Here is a 25098-nt window from a genome sequence, read left to right as displayed (position 1 = left end):
CCGCCGCTTTACTGCGCTGCCCGCTGCCCGCTGCCCGCTGCCCGCTGCCCGCTGCCCGCTGCCCGCTGCCCGCTGCCCGCTGCCCGCTGCCCGCTGCCCGCTGCCCGCAGCCCCGCTGAGAAGCCCCACAGCCCCGCAGCTCTGCCGAGAAGTTGCCCGCTGCCGAGAAGCCCGCACCTCTGCCGAGAAGCGCACCTCTGCTGAGCAACGGCCCGCTCCGCTGGAGTCAGCCTTCGGTCACGCGTCCGGGCGTACGACCCCGAGGATCTGCATCGTGCCCGCTCCGGCGATCGTGATCGTGCGGCCCGGGCGGGGAGCGTGGATGATGGAGCCGTCGCCTATGTACAGGGCTACGTGGCTGGCGTCGGAGTTGTAGATGACGAGGTCGCCGGGGCGCATGTCCTGGATGTCGATGTGCTGGAGCTGCTTCCACTGCTCCTGCGAGGTGCGGGGGATCGTCAGGCCGGCGGCGGCCCAGGCCTGGCTGGTGAGGCCGGAGCAGTCGTAGGTCTTGGGACCCTCGGCAGCCCACTCGTACGGCTTGCCTATCTGCTCCGTCGCGAACTTCACGGCCTTCTTGCCCTGCGCGGTCGCCTTGCCGTTGATCTCGTCGAGGATGCCCGAGTCCAGCCAGGCGGCCTGTGACTCCTGCGCGGCGTCCTCCTCCAACTGCGCCAGCCGCTCCCGCTCGTCGTCCTCCAGCTGCGCTTCGAGTTCCTCGGCCGCCGCGATCTGCTTCTTGATCTTCTTCTTGGCCTTCTCCTTGGCCTTGCGGTTGGCCTCCAGCTTCTCCCAGCGCGCGGAGGCGTCCTTGGAGTACTGCTGCAAGTCCTGCTGGGTCTGGTTCATGTCGGCGAGCAGCCCCTTGGTCGCGAGCTGGCCCTGCCGCAGGCGGTCCGCTCCCTCCAGGAAGTCCTGGGGGTTCTCGCTCAGCCACAGCCGCACCTCCGGCGGGAGGCCGGCGCCACGGTACTGGGCGCGGGCCGCGGCGCCGATGAGGTCCTGCAACTTGTCCAGCTTCGCCTGGCCCTCGACGATCTCGTGGGCCAGATCGACGATCTCGGCGGACTGCTTGTCGGCCTTCTCCTCAGCCGCGTTGTACGCGTCCGTGGCGACCGCCGCGTCGTGGTAGAGGCCCTCCAGCTTCAGGCGTACGCCCTCCAACTCCTCGTTCGTCACGGGAGTCGAGTCCGTGCCCGGAGTGCCTGGAGTACCCGGAGTGCCTGGAGTACCCGAAGGGGAGGGTGTCGGGCTCGGGGTCGGCTCGGTCGGTTTCGTCTGGCTTGCGTACGCGGTGACCGGCGCGCCCAGCACGGTCATCGCGCAGACCACGGCCACGGCCACCATGGTCAGATTCCGCTTGCCGGCTCCCATACCCCTTGCCCCCAACCCCAACAGAAACAGAACAGATCAGAACTGGTTAACCGTCAGTAACTTTCCAGCGCCCGGGTGATCGTGTCATGGCGTCGCGCGATACGACAGAGGTGGGCGAGAACTGACTTCTCCTCACTTCTCCTTGCTCCCCTCTGCTTCACCTGCATGACAGTGGCCCCGCCTGTGTGACGAACGGCCCAGGGCGATCGTTCCCGTGCGTGAGGGGAATGTCGCTCTGCGTTACGGAAGCGGCTTCCGGTAGCGGGGAGAGGGTCGGAGGGGAAGCCGGGATGGCGTGGGGCGGTCACCTTCGCGGCGCCAACGCCTCCCACGCCACGGTCACTTCACCCTGCCGCCACCGTGCGACCCCGTCCCGCACCGGCCAGTCCGTGCTCAGGCTGCGGACCGTGCGGATCCAGCGCTGGCGGGCCCCGTACGAGGCGTACGGGGCCGCGGCGGCCCAGGCGCGGTCGAAGTCGCGGAGGAAGGTGTGCACCGGTTCGCCGGGGACGTTGCGGTGGATGAGGACCTTCGGGAGGCGTTCGGCGAGGTCGGAGGGGCGGCCCAGGGAGCCGAGCCGGGCGGCGAAGGTGATCGTGCGGGGGCCCTCCGGGCCCAGGGTGACCCACACGTGCCGACGGCCGATCTCGTCGCAGGTGCCCTCGACCAGCAAACCGCCGGTGGAGTGGCCCCCGGTGAAGCGGGGGCGGGGGGAGTCCGTGCCGGCGGTGGGGCGGTGGCCGTCGGCGGAGGGCGGGGCGAGCCGGGAGGGCGGGGTGAGCGGGGTGCGTGGTGGGGGCGGCGTGCGCGGTGTGGGTGGTTCGAGGCGGGCGCACAGGCGTTCCCAGACGGCGGTGACCTCTTCCTCGTCGTACTGGCGCAGGACGTTCGCCGCCCGGATGAGGGTCGGGCGGCCCGGAACCGGCACCTCGAATCCGCCGTGCCGAAAGGTCAGGCCCTCGCACTCGTACGGTTTCGCCGCCGTGACCCTGGCCGGGTCGATCTCGATGCCGACGACCTGGGTGCGGGGCGCTGTCGCGCGGAGGCGGCGCAGCAGTTCGACGGCGGTCCAGGGGGCGGCGCCGTAGCCGAGGTCGACGGCTAGCGGGGTGGTGGCGCGGCGGAGTTCCGCGCCGTGGGTGGCGGCGATCCAGCGGTCCATGCGGCGGAGGCGGTTGGGGTTGGTGGTGCCGCGCGTCGCGGTGCCGATGGGGTGGGGGGTCATGGGGTCGAGGGTATGCGGGAGGGGGGGCACTGGGTGCCGCCAGTTTGTGTGGGCCTCGTCTCTGGGGCTCACCCTCCCCCCACTCCCCAAATGCTCGAACGGTTGATCGACCCTCGGTAATATTTCTGCAAAGAGGAAATGGAACTGGCTCCTCCGGCGTTCCCGCACACCAGAGGGCTCGGGACGCCCTCCGAACGGCATGCCCGGAGCGAGGAGGAACGCCAGTGAGCCACTACGTCAGCAGGCTCGGGCGACGCTCCCCGGCCGCCGCGGCGCGGCTGAGGCTGCACCGGAAGCCGCGTCGGGTCGCGATGCTGTCGGTGCACACGTCGCCGCTGCACCAGCCGGGAACCGGCGACGCGGGCGGCATGAACGTGTACATCGTGGAGCTGGCGCAGCGGCTGGCCGCGCAGGGCATCGAGGTGGAGATCTTCACCCGGGCCACGACCGGCGCCCTGCCCCCGGCGGTCGAGCTGGCCCCGGGTGTCCTGGTCCGGCACGTCGACGCGGGCCCGTACGAAGGGCTGGCCAAGGAGGATCTTCCGGCCCAGCTCTGCGCGTTCACCCACGGGGTGATGCAGGCGTGGGCGGGCCACCGCCCCGGCCACTACGACCTGGTCCACTCGCACTACTGGCTCTCCGGCCAGGTCGGCTGGCTCGCCGCCGAACGCTGGGGCGTCCCCCTCGTGCACGCCATGCACACCATGGCCAAGGTCAAGAACGCCGCGCTCGCCGCCGACGACACCCCCGAGCCCGCCGCCCGCGTCATCGGCGAGACCCAGATCGTCCGCGCCGCCGACCGCCTCATCGCCAACACGGCCGAGGAGGCCGGCGAACTCGTACGCCACTACGAGGCCGACCCCGCCAAGGTCGCCGTAGTCCACCCGGGCGTGAACCTCGACCGCTTCCGTCCGGCCGACGGCCGCGCGGCGGCCAGGGCCCGGCTCGGCCTGCCGCAGGACGCCCTGATCCCCCTCTTCGCCGGCCGTATCCAGCCGCTGAAGGCCCCCGACGTCCTCCTCCGCGCCGTCGCCGTCCTCCTCGACGAACGCCCCGAGCTGCGGTCGCGGATCGTTGTCCCGGTGGTGGGCGGGCCGAGCGGCAGCGGCCTCGCCAGGCCGGAAGGTCTGCAGAAGCTGGCCGCGCGGCTCGGGATCGCCGATGTCGTACGGTTCCGCCCGCCCGTCGGCCAGGAGCAGCTCGCGGACTGGTTCCGGGCCGCGTCCGTGCTGGTCATGCCGTCGTACAGCGAGTCCTTCGGGCTCGTCGCCATCGAGGCGCAGGCGGCCGGTACGCCGGTGCTGGCGGCCTCGGTCGGTGGTCTTCCGGTCGCCGTACGGGACGGGGAGACCGGTTTCCTGGTCCAGGGCCACGATCCCGTCGCGTACGCGCGCGTGCTGCGCGACTTCGCCGACACCCCCGAGCTCCCGGCCCGTATGGGCGCGGCCGCCGCCCGCCACGCCGAGTCCTTCGGCTGGGACATGTCCGCCGCCACCACCGCGGACGTGTACACGGCGGCCATGCACGACTACCGCCGCAACCGGGTGCGGGCCCATCACGGGTGAGCCGTCGCGCATCAGGACCCACCACGGGGAACCGTCGGCCCGCTCGTACCGGCGGGTACGCTCGCCCCATGGCTGACGCAGCGTCGATCATCGAGCAGGTCCTCAACGAGGCCGAACTGGAGTGGGAGAGCCCGGACCCCGGCACTTACGTCGTCAAACTCCCCGGCACCCGCAAACTCTCGACGACCGTCTCCCTCATCGTCGGCAAACACTCCCTCTCCCTCAACGCCTTCGTGATCCGCCACCCCGACGAGAACGAGGCGGGCGTCCACCGCTGGCTCCTGGAGCGCAACCTCAAGCTGTACGGCGTGAGTTACGCCGTCGACCGGCTCGGCGACGTCTACGTCACGGCCCGGCTGCCGCTGTCCGCCGTCACCCCCGAGGGGATCGACGGCCTCCTCGGCCAGGTCCTGGAGGCGGCCGACGGCGCCTTCAACACCCTCCTCGAACTTGGCTTCGCCTCCGCGATCCGCAAGGAGTACGCGTGGCGGGTGTCCCGGGGGGAGTCGACGCGGAACCTGGACGCGTTCAGTCACCTGACGCGCGAGGCGGCCGACCGGTCCGATAGCGGCCAGGGGTGACACCCACCCACCGCCTGAAGTGCCGCGTCAGATGCGCCTGGTCGTAGAACCCGGCCTCCGCCGCCGCCTCGCTCGGCCGCATCCCCTGCAACAGCAGTCGCCTGGCCCGCTCCACCCGCCGGGACATCAGATACTGGTGCGGCGCGATACCGAAGGCCGCCCCGAACGCCCGTACGAGATGCGCGGGATGGGCATGCACGGTCCCCGCGGCCTCCTCCAGCGTCACCCCGTCAGCGACCCGCTCGTCGAGCAGTTCCCGCAGCCGATGGGCGACCGTACGCGCAGGACCGTCCGGCCGGGGTTCCTGGGCGGTCCGTGGCCGTAGATGCCCCCGCAGCCGCTCCCCGACGAGCGCCAGCCGGCTCTCCGCCTCCAACTCGTCCCCCGGCCGCGCGAGCGCCGCGTGCAACTGCCCCACGCGCAGCCGCAGCAGCGGATCCCGCAGGTCGGGCTCGTCCACCGCCGCCCCGATGAGACTCTCGTCCAGCGCGTTCGCGTCCAGGTCCAGGTACAACACCCGTTTACGGAAGCCCGCTTCCGTGACCGGCGCCCCGTTGTGCGGCACGTACGGCGGCAACAGCGACACCGTGTCGTTCGGCGTCCCGTGCTCATGCCGGTCCAACTCGTACCGGACGGCCCCGTCGTCGACGATCAGCAACGTCCAGACGCCGTGTACATGCATCGGGTACGCGTACTCCGTGTAGTGCGCGTGGAAGACCTCGACGATGCCGGGCACACGCGGCCGCCAGGCGGATACCTCGCGCCGAGGGGACGTCGGCCTCAGGGGGCGCATGCAAAGAACGTACAAGACGGCGCCGTACGCCGGTCGGCAGTCTCACCCCATGAGCAGCGAGACCCCTGTGGACATGCCACCCATCCGGTTCGACACGAAGATCGCCGTCCTCCTCCGCGACGACCTGGAGACCTGGCAACGCCTCAACGTCACGTCCTTCCTGGTCAGCGGCCTCGGATCGACGGTCCCCGAGGTGATCGGCGACCCGTACGAGAACGCCGACGGCACGGCGTACCTCCCGATGTTCCGCCAGCCGGTCCTCGTCTTCGAGGGCACGAAGGAGGTACTTAAGGCGGCCCACGCCCGAGCCCTCTCCCGTGCCCTGCCCCGCGCCCTCTTCACCTCCGACCTCTTCGCCACCGGCAACGACCGCGACAACCGCGCGGCCGTCCGAGCCGTAGGGGCGGGGGAGTTGGACCTGGTGGGGCTGGCGGTCTACGGCCCGCGCAACGGCGTGGACAAGGTGGTGAAGGGGGCGCGGATGCATCCGTGAGGTGTGCGGATGCCTCCGTGAGGTGTATGGATGCTTCCGTGAGGTGTACGGATGCCTCCGTGGGGATGCTCAGGACGAGCCGGTACTGGCCTTGGCCTCGGCGGCCCCACCCAAGGCAGGCTCCCCGGCGGTGGACTCCTCCTCGGGCATCCGCCGCATCAGTGCCCAGTAGCCCACCCCCGTCACGGTCCCGATCACCGCGCACAACCCCCACAGCCACTCCGCGCCCCACCGGTCGATGACGACCCCGGACATGAGCGGAGCGACGAGCGCGGCGACGGACCACGACATCGTGTACATGCCCTGGTAGCGGCCGCGCCCCCGCGCGGGCGAGAGCCGTACGACGACGCCGGTCTGGGTGGGCGCGTTGACGATCTCGGCGAGGGTCCACACGCACACGGTGAGGGCGAAGACCCCGATGGACCCGGCGAAGGCGGTGAGGCCGAAGCCGTACCCGGCGAGCACGGACGAGATGACGAGGAGCCGTCCCGGGTCGCGATGCTCGATGAAACGGGTGACCGGGATCTGCAGGGCCACGATCAGTACCCCGTTGACGGCGATGGCGAGGCCGTAGTCCGCCGGTGTGAACCCCGCGTCGCCCATCGCGACCGGCAGTCCCACCGACCCCTGCTGAAAGATCAGCGCGACGAGGAACGACAGCCCCACGACACCCATGAACCGCCCGTCGCGGACCACGGTCCCCAGCCCGACCTCGTCCGTGCCGCCGCCGGCCTTCTCCGCCGCCGTACGCTCCGGCCGCGACTCCGGCAGCTTCAGGAACACGACGATCGCGCAGGCCAGCGTCATCCCTGCCTCGAGCAGGAAGCCGGCGAGATAGCTGACCTCGGCGATGAACCCGGCGGCCATGGAGGAGATCGCGAAGCCGAGGTTGATGGCCCAGTAGTTGAGGGAGAACGCGCGGACGCGGTCCTCGGGCCGGACGATGTCCGCCATCATCGCCTGCACGGCGGGGCGGGAGGCGTTGCTGGCGGCACCGACGAGGAAGGCGACGCCGGCGATCGCGACGGGATGCTCCACGAAGCCGAGGAGCGCGACCGACAGGGCCGTCGAGACCTGCGCGACGAGCAACGTGGGCCGCCGCCCGAGCCGGTCGGCCATGACCCCGCCGCCGAGCGACGAGACGACCCCGCCGAGGCCGTGCAGCGAGGCCACGAGCCCGGCGTACGAGGCGGAGTACCCACGGTCCAGCGTCAGATACAGCGCCATGAACGTGGCGACGAACGCCCCCAGCCGGTTGACGAGCGTGCTGGTCCACAGCCACCAGAACTCGCGGGGCAGCCCCGAGACGGACTCCCGGACGGCACGTCTGGCAGCGACGAGTGGCATGGAGCAGGTCCCCCCACGGACGTAAGCGGCTAAGGCGGCGGACACACCTTACGAACGTGCTGGGAGACCGGGCCACCCAATTAGCAACCCCAGTCAACTGTCGGCGGCACAGGGGCCGATGCGCGCGGCCGATGGCGCCTGGTGTGAGGGGATGTGTCCGCCTGTCGGCCAGGTGGGTGACGATTCCCGGCTGTCTATTACGCTCGGGGCCATGGCCGACGCACCGTACAAGCTGATCCTCCTCCGCCACGGCGAGAGCGAGTGGAACGAGAAGAACCTGTTCACCGGCTGGGTGGACGTCAATCTCACGCCGAAGGGAGAGAAGGAGGCGACGCGCGGCGGTGAGCTGCTGAAGGACGCCGGCCTGCTCCCGGACGTGCTCCACACCTCCCTCCAGAGGCGCGCCATCCGCACCGCGCAGCTGGCCCTCGAATCCGCCGACCGCCACTGGATCCCGGTCCACCGCAGCTGGCGCCTGAACGAGCGCCACTACGGCGCCCTCCAGGGCAAGGACAAGGCGCAGACCCTCGCGGAGTTCGGCGAGGAGCAGTTCATGCTGTGGCGCCGCTCGTACGACACCCCGCCGCCCCCGCTCGCGGACGACAACGAGTACTCCCAGGCGGCCGACCCCCGCTACGCGACGATCCCCCCGGAGCTCCGCCCCCGCACGGAGTGCCTGAAGGACGTCGTCACCCGCATGCTCCCCTACTGGTACGACGGCATCGTCCCCGACCTCCTGGCCGGCCGCACGGTCCTCGTCGCCGCCCACGGCAACAGCCTCCGAGCCCTCGTCAAGCACCTCGACAACATCTCGGACGCCGACATCGCGGGCCTGAACATCCCCACCGGCATCCCCCTCTCCTACGAGCTGGACGCCGACTTCAAGCCCCTGAACCCCGGCGGCACCTACCTCGACCCCGAGGCCGCAGCAGCGGCCATCGAGGCGGTCAAGAACCAGGGCAAGAAGAAGTAACCAGAGCCGAACAAGCCCCCTACCTGCGGGTTGTCCGCTGGTAGGGGGCTTCTTGGTGGGGCTGGGCCGTCTGTGGGCCGTCAGGTGCGACGGCGCAGGCGACGGACGCGGATGTCGAGGACGATCAGCACCGCCACGGGGACGGCGATCTCGGCCGGGGCGTCAGCCCAGAGAGCGAGCGCGCCGCCAGCCGCACCGATGAGCGCGATCGGCACGTCGCGAGGACAGATGTCGACGGTGACACCTGCGCGTGGGACCATGGGGCCTCCTTCTGTGGTCGGTTCCTTGCTAGGGCTTCCGAACGCGGAAACGGAAACGAATGCCGCCCCTGGCCGGGCGGCATTCGCATGTGGTGAGACTTTCGCACATGTCTGCTTCGCGATACAAACGTGCAGCTAGGAGAGGGCTGCTACTTCTACAGTGGAAAAGTAGAAGAGCGGGGGGTGGATCATAGAGGGCTATTCAGCGAGTTGAACGCCTTGTTCCATGCGTTGAACTGCGGGAACCTTGCTTGCGAGGGAGGATGGTTTCCTGCGGTGCTCGTTTCTTCTAGCTCTTTACCTGCGTGCTAGCTAGCTAGCTCATAAAGCGAGCATCGCGTGCTTAGAAACTAAGCTTGCGATGCTCGCTTTATGAGCTTCACGGGGTCTTTCGCTGCCCTAGAAGGTAAGCCCGAATGCTTCGTATGCTTGAGCGACCGCCTTTCGTGTGCGCTCCTGGCTGGAGGGCATCAAGTGCGCGTAGACCCGAAGCGTGAGACCTGGGTCCGAGTGACCCAGGTACTCAGCCAAGGCCTTGACGTTCTCTCCGGCATCTAGCAGCACTGACGCGTAGAAGTGCCGGAGCGCGTGCATACCGTTCTCTCGGGACTCGGCGTAAGGCTGGCCCCGTTCCGGAACCGGTATGACCCCGGCAGCGGCGAGCGCAGGCTTCCACGCCTCCTCATTGAGCGAGGTGCGCCAGACATGCCCGCCGCGCGGACCTGTGAAGATCAGCCGCTTGGTCACCGGAGGCCCGTCCGCCACCTTCCACGGCAAGGTGATCTCGACCGGCGGGAACCGTTTCATGTGTTTTCGCAGCGCATCAGCGACCGGCCCAGGAAGCGGTACGTCCCGCAGCTTGCCGCCCTTGGGCGGAGCGAACACGGCCTTGCTGCGGCTCAGCTTCAGTTGCTGGACCACGTGAAGCGTGTCCGACTCGAAGTCGATCGCGTCGACGGCGACGCCGAGGATCTCCCCCTGACGAAGCCCGCAGCCGCCACCCAGGTCGACCATGGCTTGGTACCGCTCGGGCATGGCGTCCTGGACAGCGAAGACCCGTTCCGGCGTCCAGGGAGCGATCCGCTTGACGTCCACCGTCGGTGGCCGGACCGAGCGAGCAGCGCACGGATTCCGGGGAAGGTGCCCGTCATCCACGGCTGCACTCAGCGCGGCACGCACGTTGGAGTAGATCGTCCGGGCGTACGAGCCCCGGACGCCGTTCTCTTGCAGCTTCCCCACCCAGTCACGGATGTGAGCAGGCTGGAAGGAACCGAGCGGACGCGAGCCCAGGTAGGGGAAGGCGTGCAGCCGAAGCTGTGACTCCATCGACGCCTGGGTGTTCGGGTCCGGTGCGTGAGTCACCCACTTCTCGGCGTACTGCTCGAAGGTGATTCGAGCCGCACGCGGGTCGATGTACTGCCCACGCGCCATGTCGGCCTCAGTGTGCGCCAGCCACTGATCAGCGAGCCGCTTCTGCCGGTCGGGGAAGCTCTTGGACTTCTCGGTACCATCCGGCCCGATGTACCGGGCCCGGTAACGGGACCCAGTGCCGTACCGCTCCGTCTTGACCTTGCGAGCCTTCCCGTCCGGCCCGGTCTCCGTTCTGTACCAGCGGTCTTGGACGTGCCCGGCCATCAGGCAGCAGCCCCTTCCATCAGGGACTCGACCCACGCCCGCACGTCCACAGGGTCGTAGCGCAGATGCCGGCCAACCCGGAAGCCACGCGGCCCAGTGCGCTTCCGCCGCCACTGGTAGACCGTCTCGACCGGCACGCCCAGAATCTCGGCAACGTCCAGAGGAGTCAGGAACCGCGAAGGCAGAGCGCGCGGTTCGGCAGCCGCTTCTACGACGGCGAGATGGCGCTTAGCCATGGGTCGGCTCTCCTTCTGTTCCGGGTGCGGGTTCGAGGGATGCGGCAAGCCAGGCTTCGCTGTCGGAGAGTCCGGTTCCGGCGAAGACCCAGTGCGCGAGGACGTACGTCGTAGCTGTCTCGTGTTCTGTTGCCGGGGTGTGGTGTTGTGCGCGGCGCCATTCGGCGCGGGCGTCGCGGAGGGCGCCGAGGGTGGTGGAGTAGCGGCGGGACTTGGTGGAGAAGTGGCCGCGGAAGCCGAGCATGTGGGCCCAGGCGCGGAGGCGGAGGTGTTCGAGGCTCTTGCGTGCGCCGAGGGTCCATGCGGTTCGGATGAGTCGGCGGGCGTGGTCGCTGATGTCGAGCTGAGCGAGTTCGGCGGCGAACTTCAGCGGGCGGTCGAGAGCTCCGGTGGCTGTCTCGGCGCCCTTGGTGGCGTATTTGGCGATGTACGCGGCGACCGTGCGTTCGGTCAGCTCTTGGCCGTCGTTGAAGTCGGCGGAGCGGATGGTGCGGACGTCGAGTTGGCGGCCGAAGGTGAAGGTGTGGGTGCGTCCGTCGATGGCCGGGCCGTCCACGCGGACCTTCGCTGCCGCTGTCTTGATGGCGTCGGTGAGGAGTTCGGCGGTGGCCCAGGCCGGGGGTGGGGTGTCGCCGCCGGTGGGGCCGTCGATGCGGATGACGGCGTGGAAGTGGACGGCGCCGCGTTTCTGGTACTCGGCGACCTTGGCGAAGGAGACGCGTGCGTGGTCGCGGAAGCGGCGTTGTGACAGGCCCGCTCGCTTGGCGACTTCCCGGCGGAGGTAGGTGGAGAAGCGTCGCCAGAGCGGACCGGCGTGGGCGTTCCAGAGAACGGCCGCTTCGTAGTCGTAGGTGTCTGGGTCGAGGGCGGTGCCGAGTTCGGCGTCGTCCTGGTCGTGGCGGGTGCCGCAGCGGCAGGGCCGTCCGCTGGAGGGTCGGTTGTGGACCGGGCCGAAGCTGGGTGCGGTGAAGGTGGCGAAGACGCGGGGGTGTGTGGCGACGTGTTCGGGGGTGCCCTTGCCGCCGCGCAGGCCGGAGGTGATCAGGTGGAAGGTGTCGCGGCGGTAGACCTCGGAGCAGGCCGCGCAGCGGGTGGTGCGGCGGTTGTTGCAGCGGACGAGGAGTTGGCCGGCCGGGAGGTCGGTGGAGTCGAGGTGGTGGAGGACGCGGCCGATCTCGCCGGTCGTGGTGTCGACGTCGTGCTCGGTGCGGTGGCCGTCGAGGCGGATCGGGTTGGTGCAGCCGCCGAGGCCGGAGAGTTGGCGGAGGATACCGGGCAGGGTGCCGTGCTCCGCGAGCTTCGCGAGTTCCGGGAGCGGGGGCGGTGTGGTGCGGGTGAAGATGGCGGTTCTCCTTCTGACTGGCTCGGTCAGGAGTGATGGCCCCGGGGCGGCGGATGCCTGGTCGTGTGCGCCGCCCCGGGTGTCGTGCGCGTTCAGCGCCGGTTCTGCTCGCGGATCAGGGAGCGCAGGACCACGGCCGCGATGGCGACGGAGACGGCCGAGACGGCGACGGCGGCCAGGAGCGCGGTGAGGACGACACCGCCGACGAGCACGGCCGCCACGGCCCCGGGACTGATGTGGACCGCCGGGAGCGAGCGCCGTATGGGCGCCGGATCGGCCGGGGTGTGGGTGTGTGCGGGCGGCGGGGTGGGGCTGTCGGGGTACTTGGGCAGGAACACGGTCGGACTCTCCTCATCTACTCGTCTAGGCATGTTGGCCGTTTATGACGTCCACGCCGGAGCGCGTGCCGGGCTCGATGGCGAGGGCGAGGAAGGTCTGCGAGAGGTAGAAGCCGAAGAGGGCGATCAGTACGACGACCCAGGTGCGGACGCCAAGGAACTTGACCGCTCCCCAGGCGAAGAAGCCGAGGACGACGACGAGCGGCAGGCTGACGGTCACGGTGTACGAGGTCCCTTCGGAGGATCAGCGGACGGGGCAGCGGTGGGTGCGGGCGGCCAACTCGGCGGCGGCGCGGCTGTCGTAGTCGGCGGAGAAGCCGCAGCGCGGAGCCGTACAGGCGGCGGTGTGCTTCTCACGGCCCCGGCCGTCGTAGGACGTGGCGACCTGGACGGGACCGATGCGGGTGCCGTTGCGGAAGCGGCGGTTGGGCATGATCAGTCCTCCTGTCGCAGGCTGGGGCCAGGGAAGTCGTGCAGGATGCGGGCGGCTTCGGCGGGGTCCGTGACGCGGTCGGCGGCTTCTTCGGCGAGGAGCCGGGCCAGCGTGGTCCGGCCGCTGAGGGCCATCTCGCGGGCCGCTTCGAGGTAGTCGGCGGCGGTGTTGAAAGAGAAGAGGGGCACGGGTCAGCTCCCGGTCGGGGCGAGGTGGGCGGCGATGGCTTCGGCCATGGGCGCGGCGACGCCGAGGCGAGCCCGGAGGGTGGGGGTGTCGATGGGTGTTCCGGTGCGGGTGTGGTGTTCGGCGGCGACTTTGCGGGCGTGTTCGACGAGGGCGGCCGGGACGGGCACGGCGGGCCGCTCGGGCGGCGGTGGCTCGATGGCCGGTGGTGTCGGTGGCGGTTCCTCGAGGGCGAGTTCGGGCGCGTGCTCCTGGTCCACGGTGTCGTCCGTGTCCTCGGGGCCCTTGTGGTCTTCGTCGGTTGTCGCGGGGGTGGTGTGGGCGAGGAGTGTTCCGCCGAGGAAGGCGACGGCGGGCCAGCCCGCGACGAGGATGCGCAGCCAGGCCGGTACGTCGTTCAGGTCGAGGAGGCCGGCGGTGGCGACGTTCGCTCCGAGCGAGGCGGCGAGGGCGATGACGAACCAGCACCACCCGGACGCTTTCGCCTCACCGGAGCGCAGTCGGCGCCAGGCGGCGACGAGCAGCAGGTCCACCGAGACCGGGTAGGCCCACGCTTTCCACCCGTCCTGACCGGCAGCCGAGGCGATGTCGTGCAGGTGGGCGAAGGACAGCGCGGCGGCGATGAGCGCCTGGACGAGCACCGCGTCGACACGGGCCAGTTGGGCGCGCATGATGCAGCTCCTTCCGGATTCAGGCATGACAGGGGTAGGAAGTTGGCGCGAGGCGGTCACGCCGACCGGGTGAGGGATGGATGAACGTCAGTCGGTCACCGGGTGCGGCTGCACTGCCGGGGCCGAGGACTCCACGGGCCGTACGGGGGTGTCGGGCTGGAACGGCTTCAGCGCGGGCAGGTCGGGCACCAGGCGGGCCGAGTCCCGGCAGATCTCGGCGGCGGCGCCGAGGGAGAGGTACGGCGTGCGGATGCGGGACCAGCCGCCGGAGGTGTCACCGGCCACGGCCAGGCCGGGCAGTTCGGGAGCGATGGCGCAGGCGGCGGAGACCGCTTCGGGGGCGATGTCGCCGAGGGCCATCTTCGCGGAGGCTTCGTCGTTGACGCGGTGGCAGACGCGTCCGGTGAGCTGGGCGCGGAGCATGGTGGCGCCCTTGCCCAGTTCGGCGCCGAAGCGCTGTCCGCAGACCTCCAGGTAGATGCCGGCGGCGCGGCCGAGCTGGGCGAGGCGGATGAGCTGGGTGACCATCTCGTCTCGGCGTTCCTCGTCCTTCTTCGTGGCGACGAGGAAGAGTTCGGCCACCTCGTCGACGAACAGCACGATCGGCACCGGGCGTTCGCTGTCGGGCAGGCCCCAGATGTCGGAGGTGATCTCTTCGTCGGGGGTGCCGGGGGCGATGCCCTGTCGGGCCTTGATCAGGTCGTAGCGGTCCTCCATTTCCTTAACGAGTACGGGCAGCAGCTCGGCTGCTTCGTCGGGGTCGGTGGCAAGGGCCGAGAGCCGGGAGGCGAACGGCGCCAGCTCCACACCGCGCTTGCAGTCGATACCGACCAAGGCGACGGGTTGCCGGGCAAGTCCGCTGATCAGGTGGCGCAGGTACATGGACTTGCCGGACAGCGTGGCGCCGAGGGTGAGCTGATGGGGAATGGTGCGGTAGTCGCGGACGAACGGGGTCGCGTCTTCCCGCAGCGCCACGGGCACCTTGAGGAGTTCGGCGGTGGCTTTGCGCGGCATCCGCACGTTCCGCAGCACGTCGAAGCCGACAAGGCGCAGTTCGACCACGCCCGGCTTGACCGTCGTCACGTACACGGCATGGACGCCCCAGGCATGCCGCAGCCGTTCGGCCGAGGCAGCGACATCGGCAGGTTCCTGCCCAGGGGCGAGCCGGAGCCGAATCCGCAGCCCGGTCGAGGTAGGTCGGATGATCCCCCGCCGGGGCGGCACCGGCCGGACCTCCCGCCGGGTCGTGGCCTTGACGGCGAGGACTCGCAGCCGGGACGGCGCCACGGTCAGCCCGCACGCCTCCATGACCGAACCGTACGAGCCGAGCAGCCGCGCGGTGGATATCGGCAGACCGACTGTGGACCAGTACACGCGGGGGTGCTTGGCCCGGGTGTAGGCGGCCCCGCCACCGAGCGCGGCGACAGGACCACCCACCTCCAGAAGAGTCACCAGATCGGACATCAGGCGGTGGCTCCCATGGCGGCCGGGAAGGCGGCCGGAGTCACGGCGGCGGCACGGAAGGCGATGCCATGCCGCTGCTGCCCGTTGAACACGCTCTCCCACGGCCGGGCAACCAGCCCCGGCAGCGAGACCGGCGCCCCCAGCGCCAGCCCCTCAGCCACACCGCCCTCAGGAACGGTGATCTTGACCAGCGACGACTCCCCGTCCTCGATGTAGACGACGCCGAGCGTCATCAGCGCCTCACCGCTGACGGCGTCCTTGGCGATCTCGCCCGTCTGCCGGTCCCGGACCTTGGGCTCAGGAGCCTCGGTCAGCAGGATCGTCGCGGCCGAGGTCTCAACACGAATGGTGCGCAAGGCAGTTCACCCATCTACTCGTCTATACATGATGCGGTCTGCGAACCCGATTGCCGGGCTCACGCGGACCACCCTGCCACACCACTTGCCCACTCGTCTATACGAGTATGCCTGTTGGGGTGTACGAGTCGGAGAAGCGCCCCCCGCGCACCACCGCAAATCACCTCATCACGTCGCCGGAAGCTGATACGACAGCACGTACGCATCCGCCGCCATGACCGTGTCGCAGACCTCCACGGCCCGCCCTTCGGCGTCGAAGGCGGTACGGATCAGGTGGATCACCGGCACACCGGAGGCCAGCCGGAGCGTCTTCACCTCAGCGGGCGAGGGCATCCGCGCACGGATCTCCTCCTCGAAGTGGTCAAGGCGGTGACCCAGCTCTTCGAGACGGGCGTAGATGCCACCGGGCCCGGGGTTCGGCTCAGCGATCGGCGTACCGCGCGCGATGTCGAGCGGCAGATACGAGGTGGCGAACTCGACCGGCCGACCGTCGAGCAGATACCGGCGCCGACGAGCCAGCACCCGCCGAACGGACCCGAGCCGTGCCGAGACGTCCTGACTGGCCTTTTCTTCCTTCACCTCAAGGCTGTCGACCTGAGGGTGACTGCCGACGGCATTGGCTTCGACAATGAAGGCCGCCTTGCCCTGCTCGCGGTGGCGCCGGGCGAACCGGTCGGAGGCGAGGCGCCGCACGGGCGGCCGGGGCCGGACGAAGACGCCCTTGCCGTGCTCGGCGTGCACGAGCCCTTCGCCCTGGAGGACGGAGAAGGAGTTGCGGACCGTCATCCGGGATACCCCGTAGTGGTCAACAAGCTCAGCTTCCGAGGGCAGTTTTTCACCCTCCTTGAACCGCCCACGGTCAATGGCCTCGCGCAACTGGTCGGCGATCTGCCGAAAGACCGCACGATCACTCGTGGGATCGAGATCACCGAGGAAGCCGGAAGGAAGAGAGGGCACGTGTACTCCTTTAGATATCTAGACGAGTGGGCGATTGTTGTTGCTACGGTGGAGAGCCTAGCCAGCCGAGAGGGCCGAGGAACGTGAGCACTGACCGTCCGCACTCCGTGAGCGTCGCCGGAGTCATCGTCGACGACCAGGGCCGGGCCCTCTTGATCAAACGCCGCGACAACGGCAAGTGGGAACCCCCGGGCGGAGTCCTCGAACGCGAGGAAACCCTCCCCGAAGCCCTCCAGCGCGAAGTCCTCGAAGAGACCGGCATCAAGATCGCGCTTCCCGCGACCCTGACCGGCGTCTACAAGAACATGACCGGGTTGATCGTCTCGCTGGTCTTCCGGTGCGAGGCGGCCGACGGCACACCGACCACCGGTGACGAGACCCGCGCGCTGCGCTGGGCCACCCGTGAAGAAGTCACCGAGCTTGCCGACGAGGCATACGCGATCCGCGTCCTGGACGCATTGGACGCGCCATCCCCGCCGGCCATCCGCGCCCACGACGGCGTGAAACTCGTCTAGCCCGAACCCGCTGCACATGGCGGCCTACCAGCACGAAGGAACTTGTATGCACGAGTATACGAGCACCGCCCGGGTCTGGGGACTCACTTGCCCAGGATTTCCGGAAGAGGTGAGCCGGGCTCGCCGCTGGACCCGCGACATCCTGCGCGGATCACCCCTGGCCGACGACGCGGAATTGATCGTCAGCGAACTGAGTGCGAACGCGATCCTCCACACGGCCAGCGGCATGGAATCCGGCAGCTTCCACCTGGCCCTCGCGGTCTCCCGGCAGGTGATCGCCCTGTCGGTGACAGACGGCGGAGGAACCGGCACGGCCCCCAAGGCCGAGCACCAGGACGCCGAGGCCGAACACGGCCGGGGCCTGGGCATGGTCACCGCACTCGCCCACCGAGTCATCATCCACGGCAGCAAAGGCGGCTACACGGTCACCGCGGAACTCTTCACCGGCACCCGACCGGGAGACCACCTGTGCTGAAGGACGAAGCCCGCCGAGGCTACTGGTGCGAGTGCTGGACCGAAGAACTCACCGACAACGGCGAGTTGGCACTGCGGGCATCCTTCGACGCCTACTCAGCACCGCAGGCCGACCGATGGGTTGCCGTCGCGCTCCGCACGATCTCACCGGCATTCGACCCGGAAGCATCCGAACAGGCATGGCAGTGGCTGTACGACGGCCGCATAGACACCCGACGAGCCCTCCTACGCTCCGAACCCTGCACCGTGTCCGTCACCTTCTTCACCACCCGCATTACCTGGACGATCCGACCGGTGATCTTCCTGCCGCTCGCACACCGAGACAGAGCTGAACTACCGGCTTGTGCATACGAGTTCAAACCGCAACAGGCCGATATCTAGTCGCGGTTGATCGTCGACGGCTGATGCCTGATGTCGTCCTGAGACGATCAACCACAGATAGCGGAGAGGGCTCACTTGAAGATGAAATCAGCGCACGCGACGATCGCTGAGATGACACCCATAGCTACTCCGAGAGTCGCGGTCATCTGTTGCCGGTCCTGCATGAGGGCGGCATGCGGCCCCTGCGTGCCATCCTCTCCAGCACCACGCAGCGCTTTGAAGCCCTGCCACTTGTGCTCACGGATCCAGCACCCCCGCAGCAAGCCTTGGGCGTTGTTGCGGCACCTTCCTTGCCTACCCAGGGCGATGCACCGAAGCGGCGCCTGTAGAAGGAAGTACAGAATCGCTGCTGCCGCCACGAGGATGAGCACCCCCGGCCCGATGATGTCCGCAGCCCAGGCCAAGATCCCCAGCAGGAGGATCACTACGCCCCAACGCTTCTTTAAGAACTCCCCCAGGCCACCCATGGCAAGGACGGTAGAGCACTCAGACCTGCCCCGGTAGACCGCCTGGCGATCACGGCGACAGCGGCTCAGAAATGCGCGCAGACACGCCTGACAGGGATGGTCAGTGGCACACGCACGCTTGGCAGGGCGGCCTGAGCCAGATGGTGAGCCGACAGCTCTGCACCGGGTGCTCCGGATCTTCCCCTGACAACGCCGTCCGAGCGACTGCGTTACAACTTTCTCTACTGGTTCAAGGCGGCTCGCTCCGCTCCCCGCGCGCGGCCCGGCCCCCGGCCGGGCCTGCGCTCCTGCCTACGTCCCGCTCCAGCCCGGCCGGCGCCCACGCCGCGTGCACAGCAATCAGTCACCTGATGCCAGAGAAGGTGTACGTCGTGGCTGGGGGCTCCACGGCTTTAGCCACCTCCCCGGTCCGGGTCCCGCGTCGAGCAAGACCAGGGGGCCACTCGTGCACATTGCGGGCAGGTCCAAAGCCTGCCCGAGTTGCCACCCAGCGTACGGCCCCCTGATCATGCTCGACCCCAGACCGGGCAGGCCACCGGCCAAACCCGTTCCGCCGACCTCTAACCGTCTGGTCACCCACTACAGAGCCATCAGTGTCAGTAGGGCTACATACGCTAACGGTATGCAACGCGGACGAAGCATCCACCGCCAGGCAGCGGACCACATGGCTGAGATGTGGGCTGAGACAGACTGGGGGGCTCGGCGGCTGGCAAGCATGTACCGGTGGACGCGGGATGAGGACTTGTCAGCTCTCGTCGCGGCACTGGGACAACCTTTCAGCGGCTGGGATATGGGACAGCTTTTCTCCCTCAACTGCCTTGCAGAGTTGTGGACGAAAGGCCTACTCACCGTCGTCGAAGTAGAGGTAGGGGTCACGCCGAAGAGGGATGCCGAGCGCCAAGTGAACCAGGCAATGCTTGATCGCCTCCCCACCGGTGTGTCAGCAACTGTTGACGCTGATCAACGCGGGTCAGATGACGACGGCTTGGTAAGTTGGGAAGTTCCTTTGCGTGGGCATTTTAGCGATCCGGACACCTGGGAGTCGGAGGCTGAAGCGCTCGCTCCGGACTGGGCCCCCCTGGAAATTGGTAACACGGATGCGAGTAACACTTGCTTTCACCTCGCCCGCTACGGAGCTGTGGCGCGCTGGCCATACGGAATTGAGACATTGACGGTGATACAGACCCGACCTCGCACGCTCATTTCAGGGTGGCGCGACGGTCCCCCCGCGCCCAGCCGGATCTTGGATGATCTCGTGCAGTTCAGCAACTGGATAGCGTTTGGTCGGTTGCTCGGCCCGAAGAGGATGCGGGCGATGATGGGCAGAGCAGAGTAAGCCGACGCGCTTCCCTCGCTGGCGGCACTACCGAGCTAACCGTCCGATGGCGCAGACCGACGCAATGCCCGAATCGTACGGACAGCCACTGACAACGCCCGTGCACCACAGGCGCACCAGACCGGGCGGGAACAGCGGGGAATCGCGTAAAACGCGGCCCAGCCCGACGGCGTGGCAGATATGCGGTTCCTCCAGGTCAACGCCCCAACCGCTCTCAAACGCTTGCAACTTCCCAAGCTGAGGGCTCGGACGATCTCGTCAAGGTCCGGCTGTCGCGGCTTACTCTGGTCGACGACGCGCCCCGACAACGAGGCTGGGGCAGGTTGGGGTACAGCGAGGCACACGCGCACCTGATCGGTTGGCGACCCGCCGCTGCCGGCTGACTTTCGTCGGCTGAGGCAGTTGAGGGCTATTCCGGCTCGGTCCTGGAGTTCGACACCATAAATAGATCAACTAGGAGAAGTGCATGCTCAAGCGGTTCTTGTACCTCGATACCGATGCGCTCGCCGACTATGTGAGTGCGCTTGAGGACGGAGTTCGAAATTCCCTTGAGCGCCAGAGTCAAGGCGAAAGGAGCACGTTCACGGATACTCCGCAGGCGCAGTTTGAGCGCCTGTTGTCACTGGCAAATTCCGAACCCGATCTCGCGGGCTGGCTTCCCATTGATGCTGAAACTGACCTGAGCGAAATTAAGGTGGGTCACCTGGTCGATGCCGAATGCGAGATCTATATCCCTGACATCATTAAAGCACTGTCACCCCACGGCGGGCTAATGGAAGCCCTGAGCCAGTTTCAGTCAATCATGCCAGCGATGTCTGCATTTGGTGTCGATGAGGTAGAAGACCTGCCTAGTCGGGAACAGGTTGACGCTATGAAGCTATTTTCTAATACCTTGGGGGGAAAGCAGATCGCGGTCGGCGAGTTCGATGAATCTGAACTGCGACTCACGGGGCAATTGACTCCTGAATATGTGAAGTCCGACGTGGAGGGGCGCGCTCGGCTGATTGGCAAAGTGTCAAATACTTGGCCCGCTGGGCAGTGGAAACCGCTCTTGGCGCTCCCTGGAACTTCTTTGATCCCTCGGGAGCAGCGTAGAAAGATGGAACGAAGTAAGCCAACGGATAGTGAGCGGGGAAATTACCTAGAAGGTCCAGCCGTTATGCTGGACATTCTTGCCATTTATCGATGACTTCGAGGGCGCCCCGAGCCTGCACGCTAGAAGCGCCCAATGTAGCCCTGAAAGCGACACTAAATCGCGGAATCAAAATCACCAACGGAATGCCAGTCGACGCCTGTAGTGCTTGCTGCACAGCCAGCACTCAGTAGCCGCTGGGCCAACTCCTGGCGCCGCTGCGTTGTGTTGTTCATGTGGATTACGTGACGTCCGCCGATGTCGCTAAATGGGCGGAGCACGCCCAGTTCAACCAATACTGTTCTGTCTGCGTCGCGCCCCATTGCCATGCCTGCCTCAAAAAGAACGTTAGGCCTGGCCTGTCCAGTCGGTTCAGTCTCGTAAGGAGGCTCATGGGAGCCGTGGTGTTCCTCCTTGAGAGACGCCACATCATCCGGCGTCATGAGCACCAGAACGGCAGCTGCCTGGCTAAAAGCTGTGTCGAGAATTTCACCCACATACGGTGAAGGCCTACCCGTAGCAAGGCTGGCCTCATTCCACTCGATGGGGTTCAAGGAAAGCGAGCGCAGAAATGAGAACATAGCGTCGCGCGCCTTGAGGTTGCGCCCGTGTACGACGAATACTTTGCGCGGATCCAGCTTTTCATTAGAGGCTTCTACGTTTTGGGACAACGACGCCACTGCTGCTCCAGGGACCGAGGTGATGTATTTGTCAGTTACGTCATCGCCGTATGCCGCAATGTAGTAGTCATCGCTACGGAAGTCGATGATGCCAGACTGCCGACGCTTCTCTCTCACGATAGGAAGAAGCTGATCAGAAGGCAGATCTGTCTTGTTGATCCGAATTCGCTCCAGATCCTCCATTGGCACCACAGTTCCGCCGATGACGATCGGGCGACCTTCTCGGTACGGCTTCAAAAATCTCTCTTCGAGATCAGTCTCGCTAAGATCCAATCTAACTTCGCTGCGTGACCTGTTCGATTTTGCAGTGACGCGAACATGGAGAGGCATTTTGGACTCCAGGATTGAATGGAATCAACGGCGGCGGAGGTGGCGGCACCAGAAATCAGTACGTAGTGAAGTTGGATTTCATCCCTGGTGTCAAGTCTATTGAGGTGCCGCCAGTTCCGGGTCCGCCGGCGTAGAAGTTGGAACCGCGTTCACCTGGGCAAGCACAGTCGTCAAGCTAGCCCGGTCTCTGTGGTAGTTCCTTGCTCGATTCCAGACATAGGTGAAGTAGATGCCCTGCACTGGCGCGGCTAGCTTGGCTAGCAACTCAACCTTGGCTTCCTCGGACCGCTCCGAGATCATCACCATCCTGGACGCAGCTGCATAACGGGCAGCCACGTCACGCAGCTCTCCGAGCGGCCAGCCAGCGGAGTACGTTTCCACGTGGTCGATCAGCCAGCGTGTAGCGTCGTCAAGCTGCTGCATCCAGCGCTCACGCTCGGCGGCCAGTCGCGCCCTGACCACGTCGGTGCAGTCTGGATCGTCAGGGGCTGGAAGCGGCAAGCTCTGAAGCCGTGCGCATGCCGAGATGATCGTCAACAGGCTTGCGCTAAACGTGTCTCGCGCGATGTGCGCCTCTTGGATGCGGCGCTTTCTGGCTTCGAGGCGAGGGCTGACGAGCACACCAGTCGCAACGGTGGTCACCAAGGCAGTCACAGTGGCGACGAGCACTGTCCACACAGTGTTGGGCATGGCGAGGATGATCCGACAGTCACGCCCCAAACGGAAGCGGACGTCCCATGGCGAAGCCTGGCGATCTCCAGCGATCTGGGCCGTCCCTGGGCCGTCCGAGGTCGCTCGACAGTGGCCAATGACGACCAACGATGACCACCAGGCGCACGACCCCACCGCTCCTGACCAGCAAAAACCCAGCTCACCAAGATCCCCGGCAAGACCCAGGGCAAGAAGAAGTAGGTTGTGTGATCATGCCCCCGACCTGTGCATACGGCGCGGGGCGGGGGCGTTTTCAGCGTGAGTCCCGGGTCGGAGTGCCCGAGGTACTCGCTGACGGCCTTGATGCTCTCGCCCGCGTCCAGCAGCACCGACGCGTAGAAGTGCCTCAGGGCGTGCATGCCGTGCTCCCGCGCGGCGGTGTGCTCCCGGCTCTTGGCCTTCGGGATGACACCCACGGACGCCAGAGCGGGCTTCCAGTGGTCCTCATTCAGCGACGTACGCCAGATGTGACCGCCGCGCGGTCCGGCGAAGAACAGCCGCTTGGTCACCGGAGGCCCGTCGGCGACCTTCCAGGGCGAGGTGATCTCGACCGGCGGGAACCGCTTCATGTGCTCCCGGAGCGCATCGGCGATCTGCCCAGGAAGCGGTACATCCCGCCACCTCGGCGGTTCACCCGGGGCAGCGCCCGAACCAGCCACAAATGATCTCAGCTTCCCAAGCTGCGGGCTTCGATGCCGTAGTTCCGGGGCTGTTGGGTCGCTCACCGGGTGGCCATGCCGGTCATCATCCCGGCCGTTCGGGGGATACGCGGGCGGCCTCGGGGGCGTATCCCACCCTGCGGGGGCATCCCTTGCTGGGACGAAAGGGAGACATGATGCCGCTGTATCTATCGAGGTTCAGCTACACCCCGGAGACTTGGGCGAGACTCATCGGCCACCCCGAGGACCGCGCAAAGGCCGCTCAGTCGTACATCGAGTCCGTCGGCGGCAAGCTCCACGGCTTCTGGTACGCGTTCGGCACCCGCGACGGCTACAACTTGTGGGAGGCCCCCGACAACGTCTCCATGGCCGCGGTCGCCCTGGCGATCAGCGGAGGCGGCGCACTCAGCTCGTTTGAGACGACCGTTCTCCTGACCATCGACGAAACTATGGCTGCCCTGCGTAAAGCCGGACAAGTCCAGTACCGGGCCCCCGGCGCGTAGCGGTCCAGGTGGTCGGCAGCGAGGCAAGTCCCAGTTTTCTGGGCCACCCCTGGGCCGCCCGAGGCCGCTCGTCAGTGGCCAACCAAGAAGAAGTAACCAGACCTGAACGAGAGCCCCCTGCCCGTCGACAGGGGGCTCTTTGGTGAGGGTGGTTCGGGGGTGCCTGTGAGGCCGGCTTCTCGAGTGCGGGGGAGAGTCGTTCGGTGAAGAAGGTCTCGAACGCCTGCTGGGATTCCCAGACCTCGGTCACGTGGAAGCCCTGGTCGTCGAACCAGGCCACGTGGATCTGACCGCCGACCGTCGGGATCTCCTCTCAGTCGACCGTCTCTCGCACCGTGTCGTACTGCTCCGGAGTCACCTCTGCCCAGTGCATCGACATCAACGACATCACGCCAGCCACGTGCACCCCCTAGTGCTCTACCGGTATCGGCATGGGGATGCTCGCAGCTCGTGAACTCTGTCGGACGGGGCGTGCGGAGGCGTACCGGCGTCTGCCGGATGTTCTCGCGCGCTCAGACCGTCAGCGGTACCGGGTGGATCTCGTCCGCCTTGTGGCCGGCGCGTTCGTGGATGCGCTGGACGGCGTCGGCGGAGGGGGCCTCGGAGAGGCAGTAGACGGTGCCGGACTCGGGGTCGGCCCAGGCGCGTTCGAAGTGGACGTTCTCGTCCTTCTCTATGTCCAGGTCGGCCTTGTGGGCGGCCTGCAGCTGGTCGGCGGTGATGCCCTTCATCCCGTGGTGGACGTCCATGAACTTGGTCATGGCCCGTACCTCCTCACTTTCCGTCCGGTTCCCTCCCCCGCTTCTCTTCCCTCCCTCCTCTCATGCTGCGCCCGTGCGCCCGTGCGGGCGACCGCGCGGGAACGGACGGCATCGAACGGCCGTGCGCTAGCGTCACCCGTCATGCGCATGGTGAGAGTGGGGCCGGGCGTATGGGCAGCCGCGGTGATGGTCGTGATGGCGCTCATGGCCGCGGGAAGTCCCGTCGGCTACTTCCTCTTCGTGTACGGATGCGGGCAGGAGGAGGAGCGGTTCGGGGACGTCTTGGCCGGGGACCCCGTGCTGGACGACAGCGTGGTGGGGGCGAGGGCCGAGGAGTCGTATCAGGAGTGCGATGACGACGACCTGTTCGTGGTCGTCGGGAAGCGGTACCGGCACGACGGGGACCGGAAGGGTGTTCTCGTGCGCTATCGGGACGCCGCGCAGGCCCATGGGTGGCGGTACCGGACGAGTGACTGCTTCACGAAGTCGATCGACGGGGCCGTGGCGAGTCTGATGCTCGACGCGCCGGCCGACGGTTCGGTGTACGTCGAGATCGTCTCCGCCCGGGGCGACTCCGAGCCCTGGTGCTGAGCGCCCACCCGTCGTCCCCCGTCGTCCCCCGGGTTGAGTGAAGGGAGCCCGTCACGAGCGACAAGCCCCCTTCTCCGGCGTACGGGCTCCCACCTACGACAGCGGCCGCGTGCCGGTCAGCCGCACTGGCACGGGTTGCCGGACTGACACCCGCAGGCGCATCCGGAGCCGCAGCCGCAGGCGCCGACGAGGGGCAGGGTTTTGATGTCGGCGGGCTGATGGGTGTCCCGGACCTGCGTCGGGTCGGGCGTGCTGGGGCTGGCGGGGGATTCGGCCATGGTCCCTCCTGGAAGGCATCGAAGGCTGGTGCCTGTGCCCATTGGATGCCC

General features: G+C 67.6%; 31 protein-coding genes and 1 pseudogene. 10 read left to right on the top strand and 22 right to left on the bottom strand.

The window, feature by feature from the left end; translation table 11 throughout:
- Positions 1-237: 237 nt before the first annotated feature.
- Both ACWD26_RS18625 and ACWD26_RS18620 read right to left on the bottom strand, forming a co-directional pair.
- Entirely contained in the window at positions 238-1374 is a 1137-nt protein-coding gene (locus ACWD26_RS18625; protein ID WP_451271284.1) for an NlpC/P60 family protein, read from the bottom strand.
- 304 nt (positions 1375-1678) lie between these two features.
- A complete protein-coding gene (locus ACWD26_RS18620) occupies positions 1679-2599 on the bottom strand; it encodes a class I SAM-dependent methyltransferase (RefSeq protein ID WP_451271282.1) in 921 nt (306 codons plus the stop codon).
- A 224-nt stretch (positions 2600-2823) separates the two neighbouring features.
- Here ACWD26_RS18620 and mshA point away from each other — a divergent pair, with 224 nt between their 5' ends.
- Together mshA and ACWD26_RS18610 are read left to right on the top strand one after the other, a co-directional pair.
- Positions 2824-4164 (top strand): D-inositol-3-phosphate glycosyltransferase, encoded by a 1341-nt coding sequence (gene mshA / locus ACWD26_RS18615; RefSeq protein ID WP_451271280.1) that lies wholly within the window; start codon positions 2824-2826, stop codon positions 4162-4164.
- Positions 4165-4232: 68 nt separating this feature from the next.
- Complete coding sequence (locus ACWD26_RS18610) at positions 4233-4745, top strand: YbjN domain-containing protein (RefSeq protein WP_451271278.1); 513 nt, start codon at positions 4233-4235, stop codon at positions 4743-4745.
- Here ACWD26_RS18610 and ACWD26_RS18605 read toward each other — a convergent pair.
- Complete coding sequence (locus ACWD26_RS18605; RefSeq protein WP_451271276.1) at positions 4693-5538, bottom strand: AraC family transcriptional regulator; 846 nt, start codon at positions 5536-5538, stop codon at positions 4693-4695. The genes ACWD26_RS18610 and ACWD26_RS18605 overlap by 53 nt on opposite strands.
- Before the next feature lie 49 nt (positions 5539-5587).
- Between ACWD26_RS18605 and ACWD26_RS18600 the strand changes: the two genes are divergently transcribed.
- Positions 5588-6031, top strand: a complete 444-nt coding sequence (locus ACWD26_RS18600) for a DUF2000 family protein (RefSeq protein ID WP_451271274.1) — start codon at positions 5588-5590, stop codon at positions 6029-6031.
- A 69-nt stretch (positions 6032-6100) separates the two neighbouring features.
- Here ACWD26_RS18600 and ACWD26_RS18595 read toward each other — a convergent pair whose 3' ends face one another.
- Entirely contained in the window at positions 6101-7378 is a 1278-nt protein-coding gene (locus tag ACWD26_RS18595) for an MDR family MFS transporter (RefSeq protein WP_451271272.1), read from the bottom strand.
- Between the two features lie 211 nt (positions 7379-7589).
- On the opposite strand from ACWD26_RS18595, the gene ACWD26_RS18590 reads away from it, so the two are divergent.
- Positions 7590-8351, top strand: a complete 762-nt coding sequence (locus ACWD26_RS18590; RefSeq protein WP_451271270.1) for a phosphoglyceromutase — start codon at positions 7590-7592, stop codon at positions 8349-8351.
- An 80-nt stretch (positions 8352-8431) separates the two neighbouring features.
- On the opposite strand, the gene ACWD26_RS18585 is transcribed toward ACWD26_RS18590, so the two are convergent.
- The 12 genes from ACWD26_RS18585 to ACWD26_RS18530 all read right to left on the bottom strand — a co-directional run bounded on the left by ACWD26_RS18585 (position 8432) and on the right by ACWD26_RS18530 (position 16229).
- Complete coding sequence (locus tag ACWD26_RS18585) at positions 8432-8611, bottom strand: hypothetical protein (protein ID WP_451271268.1); 180 nt, start codon at positions 8609-8611, stop codon at positions 8432-8434.
- Between the two features lie 399 nt (positions 8612-9010).
- Positions 9011-10246 (bottom strand): tyrosine-type recombinase/integrase, encoded by a 1236-nt coding sequence (locus tag ACWD26_RS18580; RefSeq protein WP_451271266.1) that lies wholly within the window; start codon positions 10244-10246, stop codon positions 9011-9013.
- Complete coding sequence (locus tag ACWD26_RS18575; protein WP_220647968.1) at positions 10246-10482, bottom strand: helix-turn-helix transcriptional regulator; 237 nt, start codon at positions 10480-10482, stop codon at positions 10246-10248. The genes ACWD26_RS18580 and ACWD26_RS18575 overlap by 1 nt, the downstream gene beginning before the upstream one ends.
- On the bottom strand, positions 10475-11761 hold the full coding sequence (locus ACWD26_RS18570; RefSeq protein WP_451271480.1) for a replication initiator: 1287 nt from the start codon (positions 11759-11761) through the stop codon (positions 10475-10477). Before ACWD26_RS18570 ends, ACWD26_RS18575 begins: the two co-directional genes overlap by 8 nt.
- Before the next feature lie 155 nt (positions 11762-11916).
- On the bottom strand, positions 11917-12162 hold the full coding sequence (locus ACWD26_RS18565) for a SpdD protein (protein ID WP_451271264.1): 246 nt from the start codon (positions 12160-12162) through the stop codon (positions 11917-11919).
- 25 nt (positions 12163-12187) lie between these two features.
- Positions 12188-12382 (bottom strand): hypothetical protein, encoded by a 195-nt coding sequence (locus ACWD26_RS18560; protein ID WP_451271262.1) that lies wholly within the window; start codon positions 12380-12382, stop codon positions 12188-12190.
- A 24-nt stretch (positions 12383-12406) separates the two neighbouring features.
- Positions 12407-12598, bottom strand: coding sequence for a mobile element transfer protein (locus ACWD26_RS18555; RefSeq protein WP_107417542.1), 192 nt, complete (start codon positions 12596-12598; stop codon positions 12407-12409).
- Entirely contained in the window at positions 12598-12783 is a 186-nt protein-coding gene (locus tag ACWD26_RS18550) for a hypothetical protein (protein WP_451271260.1), read from the bottom strand. Before ACWD26_RS18550 ends, ACWD26_RS18555 begins: the two co-directional genes overlap by 1 nt.
- A gap of 3 nt (positions 12784-12786) precedes the next feature.
- Positions 12787-13452, bottom strand: a complete 666-nt coding sequence (locus tag ACWD26_RS18545) for a DUF2637 domain-containing protein (RefSeq protein ID WP_451271258.1) — start codon at positions 13450-13452, stop codon at positions 12787-12789.
- Between the two features lie 87 nt (positions 13453-13539).
- On the bottom strand, positions 13540-14916 hold the full coding sequence (locus ACWD26_RS18540; RefSeq protein ID WP_451271256.1) for an FtsK/SpoIIIE domain-containing protein: 1377 nt from the start codon (positions 14914-14916) through the stop codon (positions 13540-13542).
- Entirely contained in the window at positions 14916-15272 is a 357-nt protein-coding gene (locus tag ACWD26_RS18535) for an SCO3933 family regulatory protein (protein ID WP_451271254.1), read from the bottom strand. The genes ACWD26_RS18540 and ACWD26_RS18535 overlap by 1 nt, the downstream gene beginning before the upstream one ends.
- A gap of 168 nt (positions 15273-15440) precedes the next feature.
- Positions 15441-16229: a GntR family transcriptional regulator gene (locus ACWD26_RS18530; RefSeq protein ID WP_451271252.1), complete on the bottom strand. Its 789-nt coding sequence runs from the start codon at positions 16227-16229 to the stop codon at positions 15441-15443.
- Between the two features lie 107 nt (positions 16230-16336).
- Here ACWD26_RS18530 and ACWD26_RS18525 point away from each other — a divergent pair, with 107 nt between their 5' ends.
- From ACWD26_RS18525 to ACWD26_RS18515, 3 genes are read left to right on the top strand one after another with little or no spacing between them, the layout of a single operon-like run.
- Positions 16337-16744 (top strand): NUDIX hydrolase, encoded by a 408-nt coding sequence (locus ACWD26_RS18525; protein WP_451271478.1) that lies wholly within the window; start codon positions 16337-16339, stop codon positions 16742-16744.
- A gap of 46 nt (positions 16745-16790) precedes the next feature.
- Complete coding sequence (locus ACWD26_RS18520; protein ID WP_451271250.1) at positions 16791-17219, top strand: ATP-binding protein; 429 nt, start codon at positions 16791-16793, stop codon at positions 17217-17219.
- Positions 17213-17599, top strand: coding sequence for a hypothetical protein (locus ACWD26_RS18515; protein ID WP_451271248.1), 387 nt, complete (start codon positions 17213-17215; stop codon positions 17597-17599). The genes ACWD26_RS18520 and ACWD26_RS18515 overlap by 7 nt, the downstream gene beginning before the upstream one ends.
- 71 nt (positions 17600-17670) lie before the next feature.
- Here the strand turns inward: ACWD26_RS18515 and ACWD26_RS18510 are convergent, their stop codons facing one another.
- Positions 17671-18066, bottom strand: coding sequence for a hypothetical protein (locus tag ACWD26_RS18510; RefSeq protein ID WP_383894424.1), 396 nt, complete (start codon positions 18064-18066; stop codon positions 17671-17673).
- Positions 18067-19868: 1802 nt separating this feature from the next.
- Between ACWD26_RS18510 and ACWD26_RS18505 the strand changes: the two genes are divergently transcribed.
- Positions 19869-20591 (top strand): DUF6414 family protein, encoded by a 723-nt coding sequence (locus ACWD26_RS18505; RefSeq protein WP_451271246.1) that lies wholly within the window; start codon positions 19869-19871, stop codon positions 20589-20591.
- A 59-nt stretch (positions 20592-20650) separates the two neighbouring features.
- Here the strand turns inward: ACWD26_RS18505 and ACWD26_RS18500 are convergent, their stop codons facing one another.
- The 3 genes and pseudogenes from ACWD26_RS18500 to ACWD26_RS18490 form a co-directional block, all read right to left on the bottom strand.
- Complete coding sequence (locus tag ACWD26_RS18500; RefSeq protein WP_451271244.1) at positions 20651-21397, bottom strand: TIR domain-containing protein; 747 nt, start codon at positions 21395-21397, stop codon at positions 20651-20653.
- A gap of 243 nt (positions 21398-21640) precedes the next feature.
- The gene (locus tag ACWD26_RS18495) at positions 21641-22234 is read right to left on the bottom strand and encodes a hypothetical protein (RefSeq protein ID WP_451271242.1); all 594 of its coding nucleotides are present in this window, start codon (positions 22232-22234) and stop codon (positions 21641-21643) included.
- Between the two features lie 272 nt (positions 22235-22506).
- Positions 22507-22875 (bottom strand): annotated as a pseudogene (locus tag ACWD26_RS18490) (site-specific integrase); the annotation flags it as partial.
- 215 nt (positions 22876-23090) lie between these two features.
- Between ACWD26_RS18490 and ACWD26_RS18485 the strand changes: the two are divergent.
- Positions 23091-23417, top strand: coding sequence for a GYD domain-containing protein (locus ACWD26_RS18485; RefSeq protein WP_451271476.1), 327 nt, complete (start codon positions 23091-23093; stop codon positions 23415-23417).
- 512 nt (positions 23418-23929) lie between these two features.
- Here the strand turns inward: ACWD26_RS18485 and ACWD26_RS18480 are convergent.
- Positions 23930-24178, bottom strand: coding sequence for an SCO4226 family nickel-binding protein (locus ACWD26_RS18480; RefSeq protein WP_451271240.1), 249 nt, complete (start codon positions 24176-24178; stop codon positions 23930-23932).
- A gap of 141 nt (positions 24179-24319) precedes the next feature.
- Here ACWD26_RS18480 and ACWD26_RS18475 point away from each other — a divergent pair, with 141 nt between their 5' ends.
- A complete protein-coding gene (locus ACWD26_RS18475) occupies positions 24320-24769 on the top strand; it encodes a hypothetical protein (protein ID WP_451271238.1) in 450 nt (149 codons plus the stop codon).
- A gap of 116 nt (positions 24770-24885) precedes the next feature.
- Here ACWD26_RS18475 and ACWD26_RS18470 read toward each other — a convergent pair whose 3' ends face one another.
- Entirely contained in the window at positions 24886-25047 is a 162-nt protein-coding gene (locus ACWD26_RS18470) for a hypothetical protein (protein WP_451271236.1), read from the bottom strand.
- Positions 25048-25098 lie beyond the last annotated feature (51 nt).

It is taken from the genome of Streptomyces sp. NPDC002787, from assembly GCF_053592095.1.
Note: the sequence above shows the minus strand (reverse complement) of the source record. Positions and strands in the feature narration are given on the sequence as shown.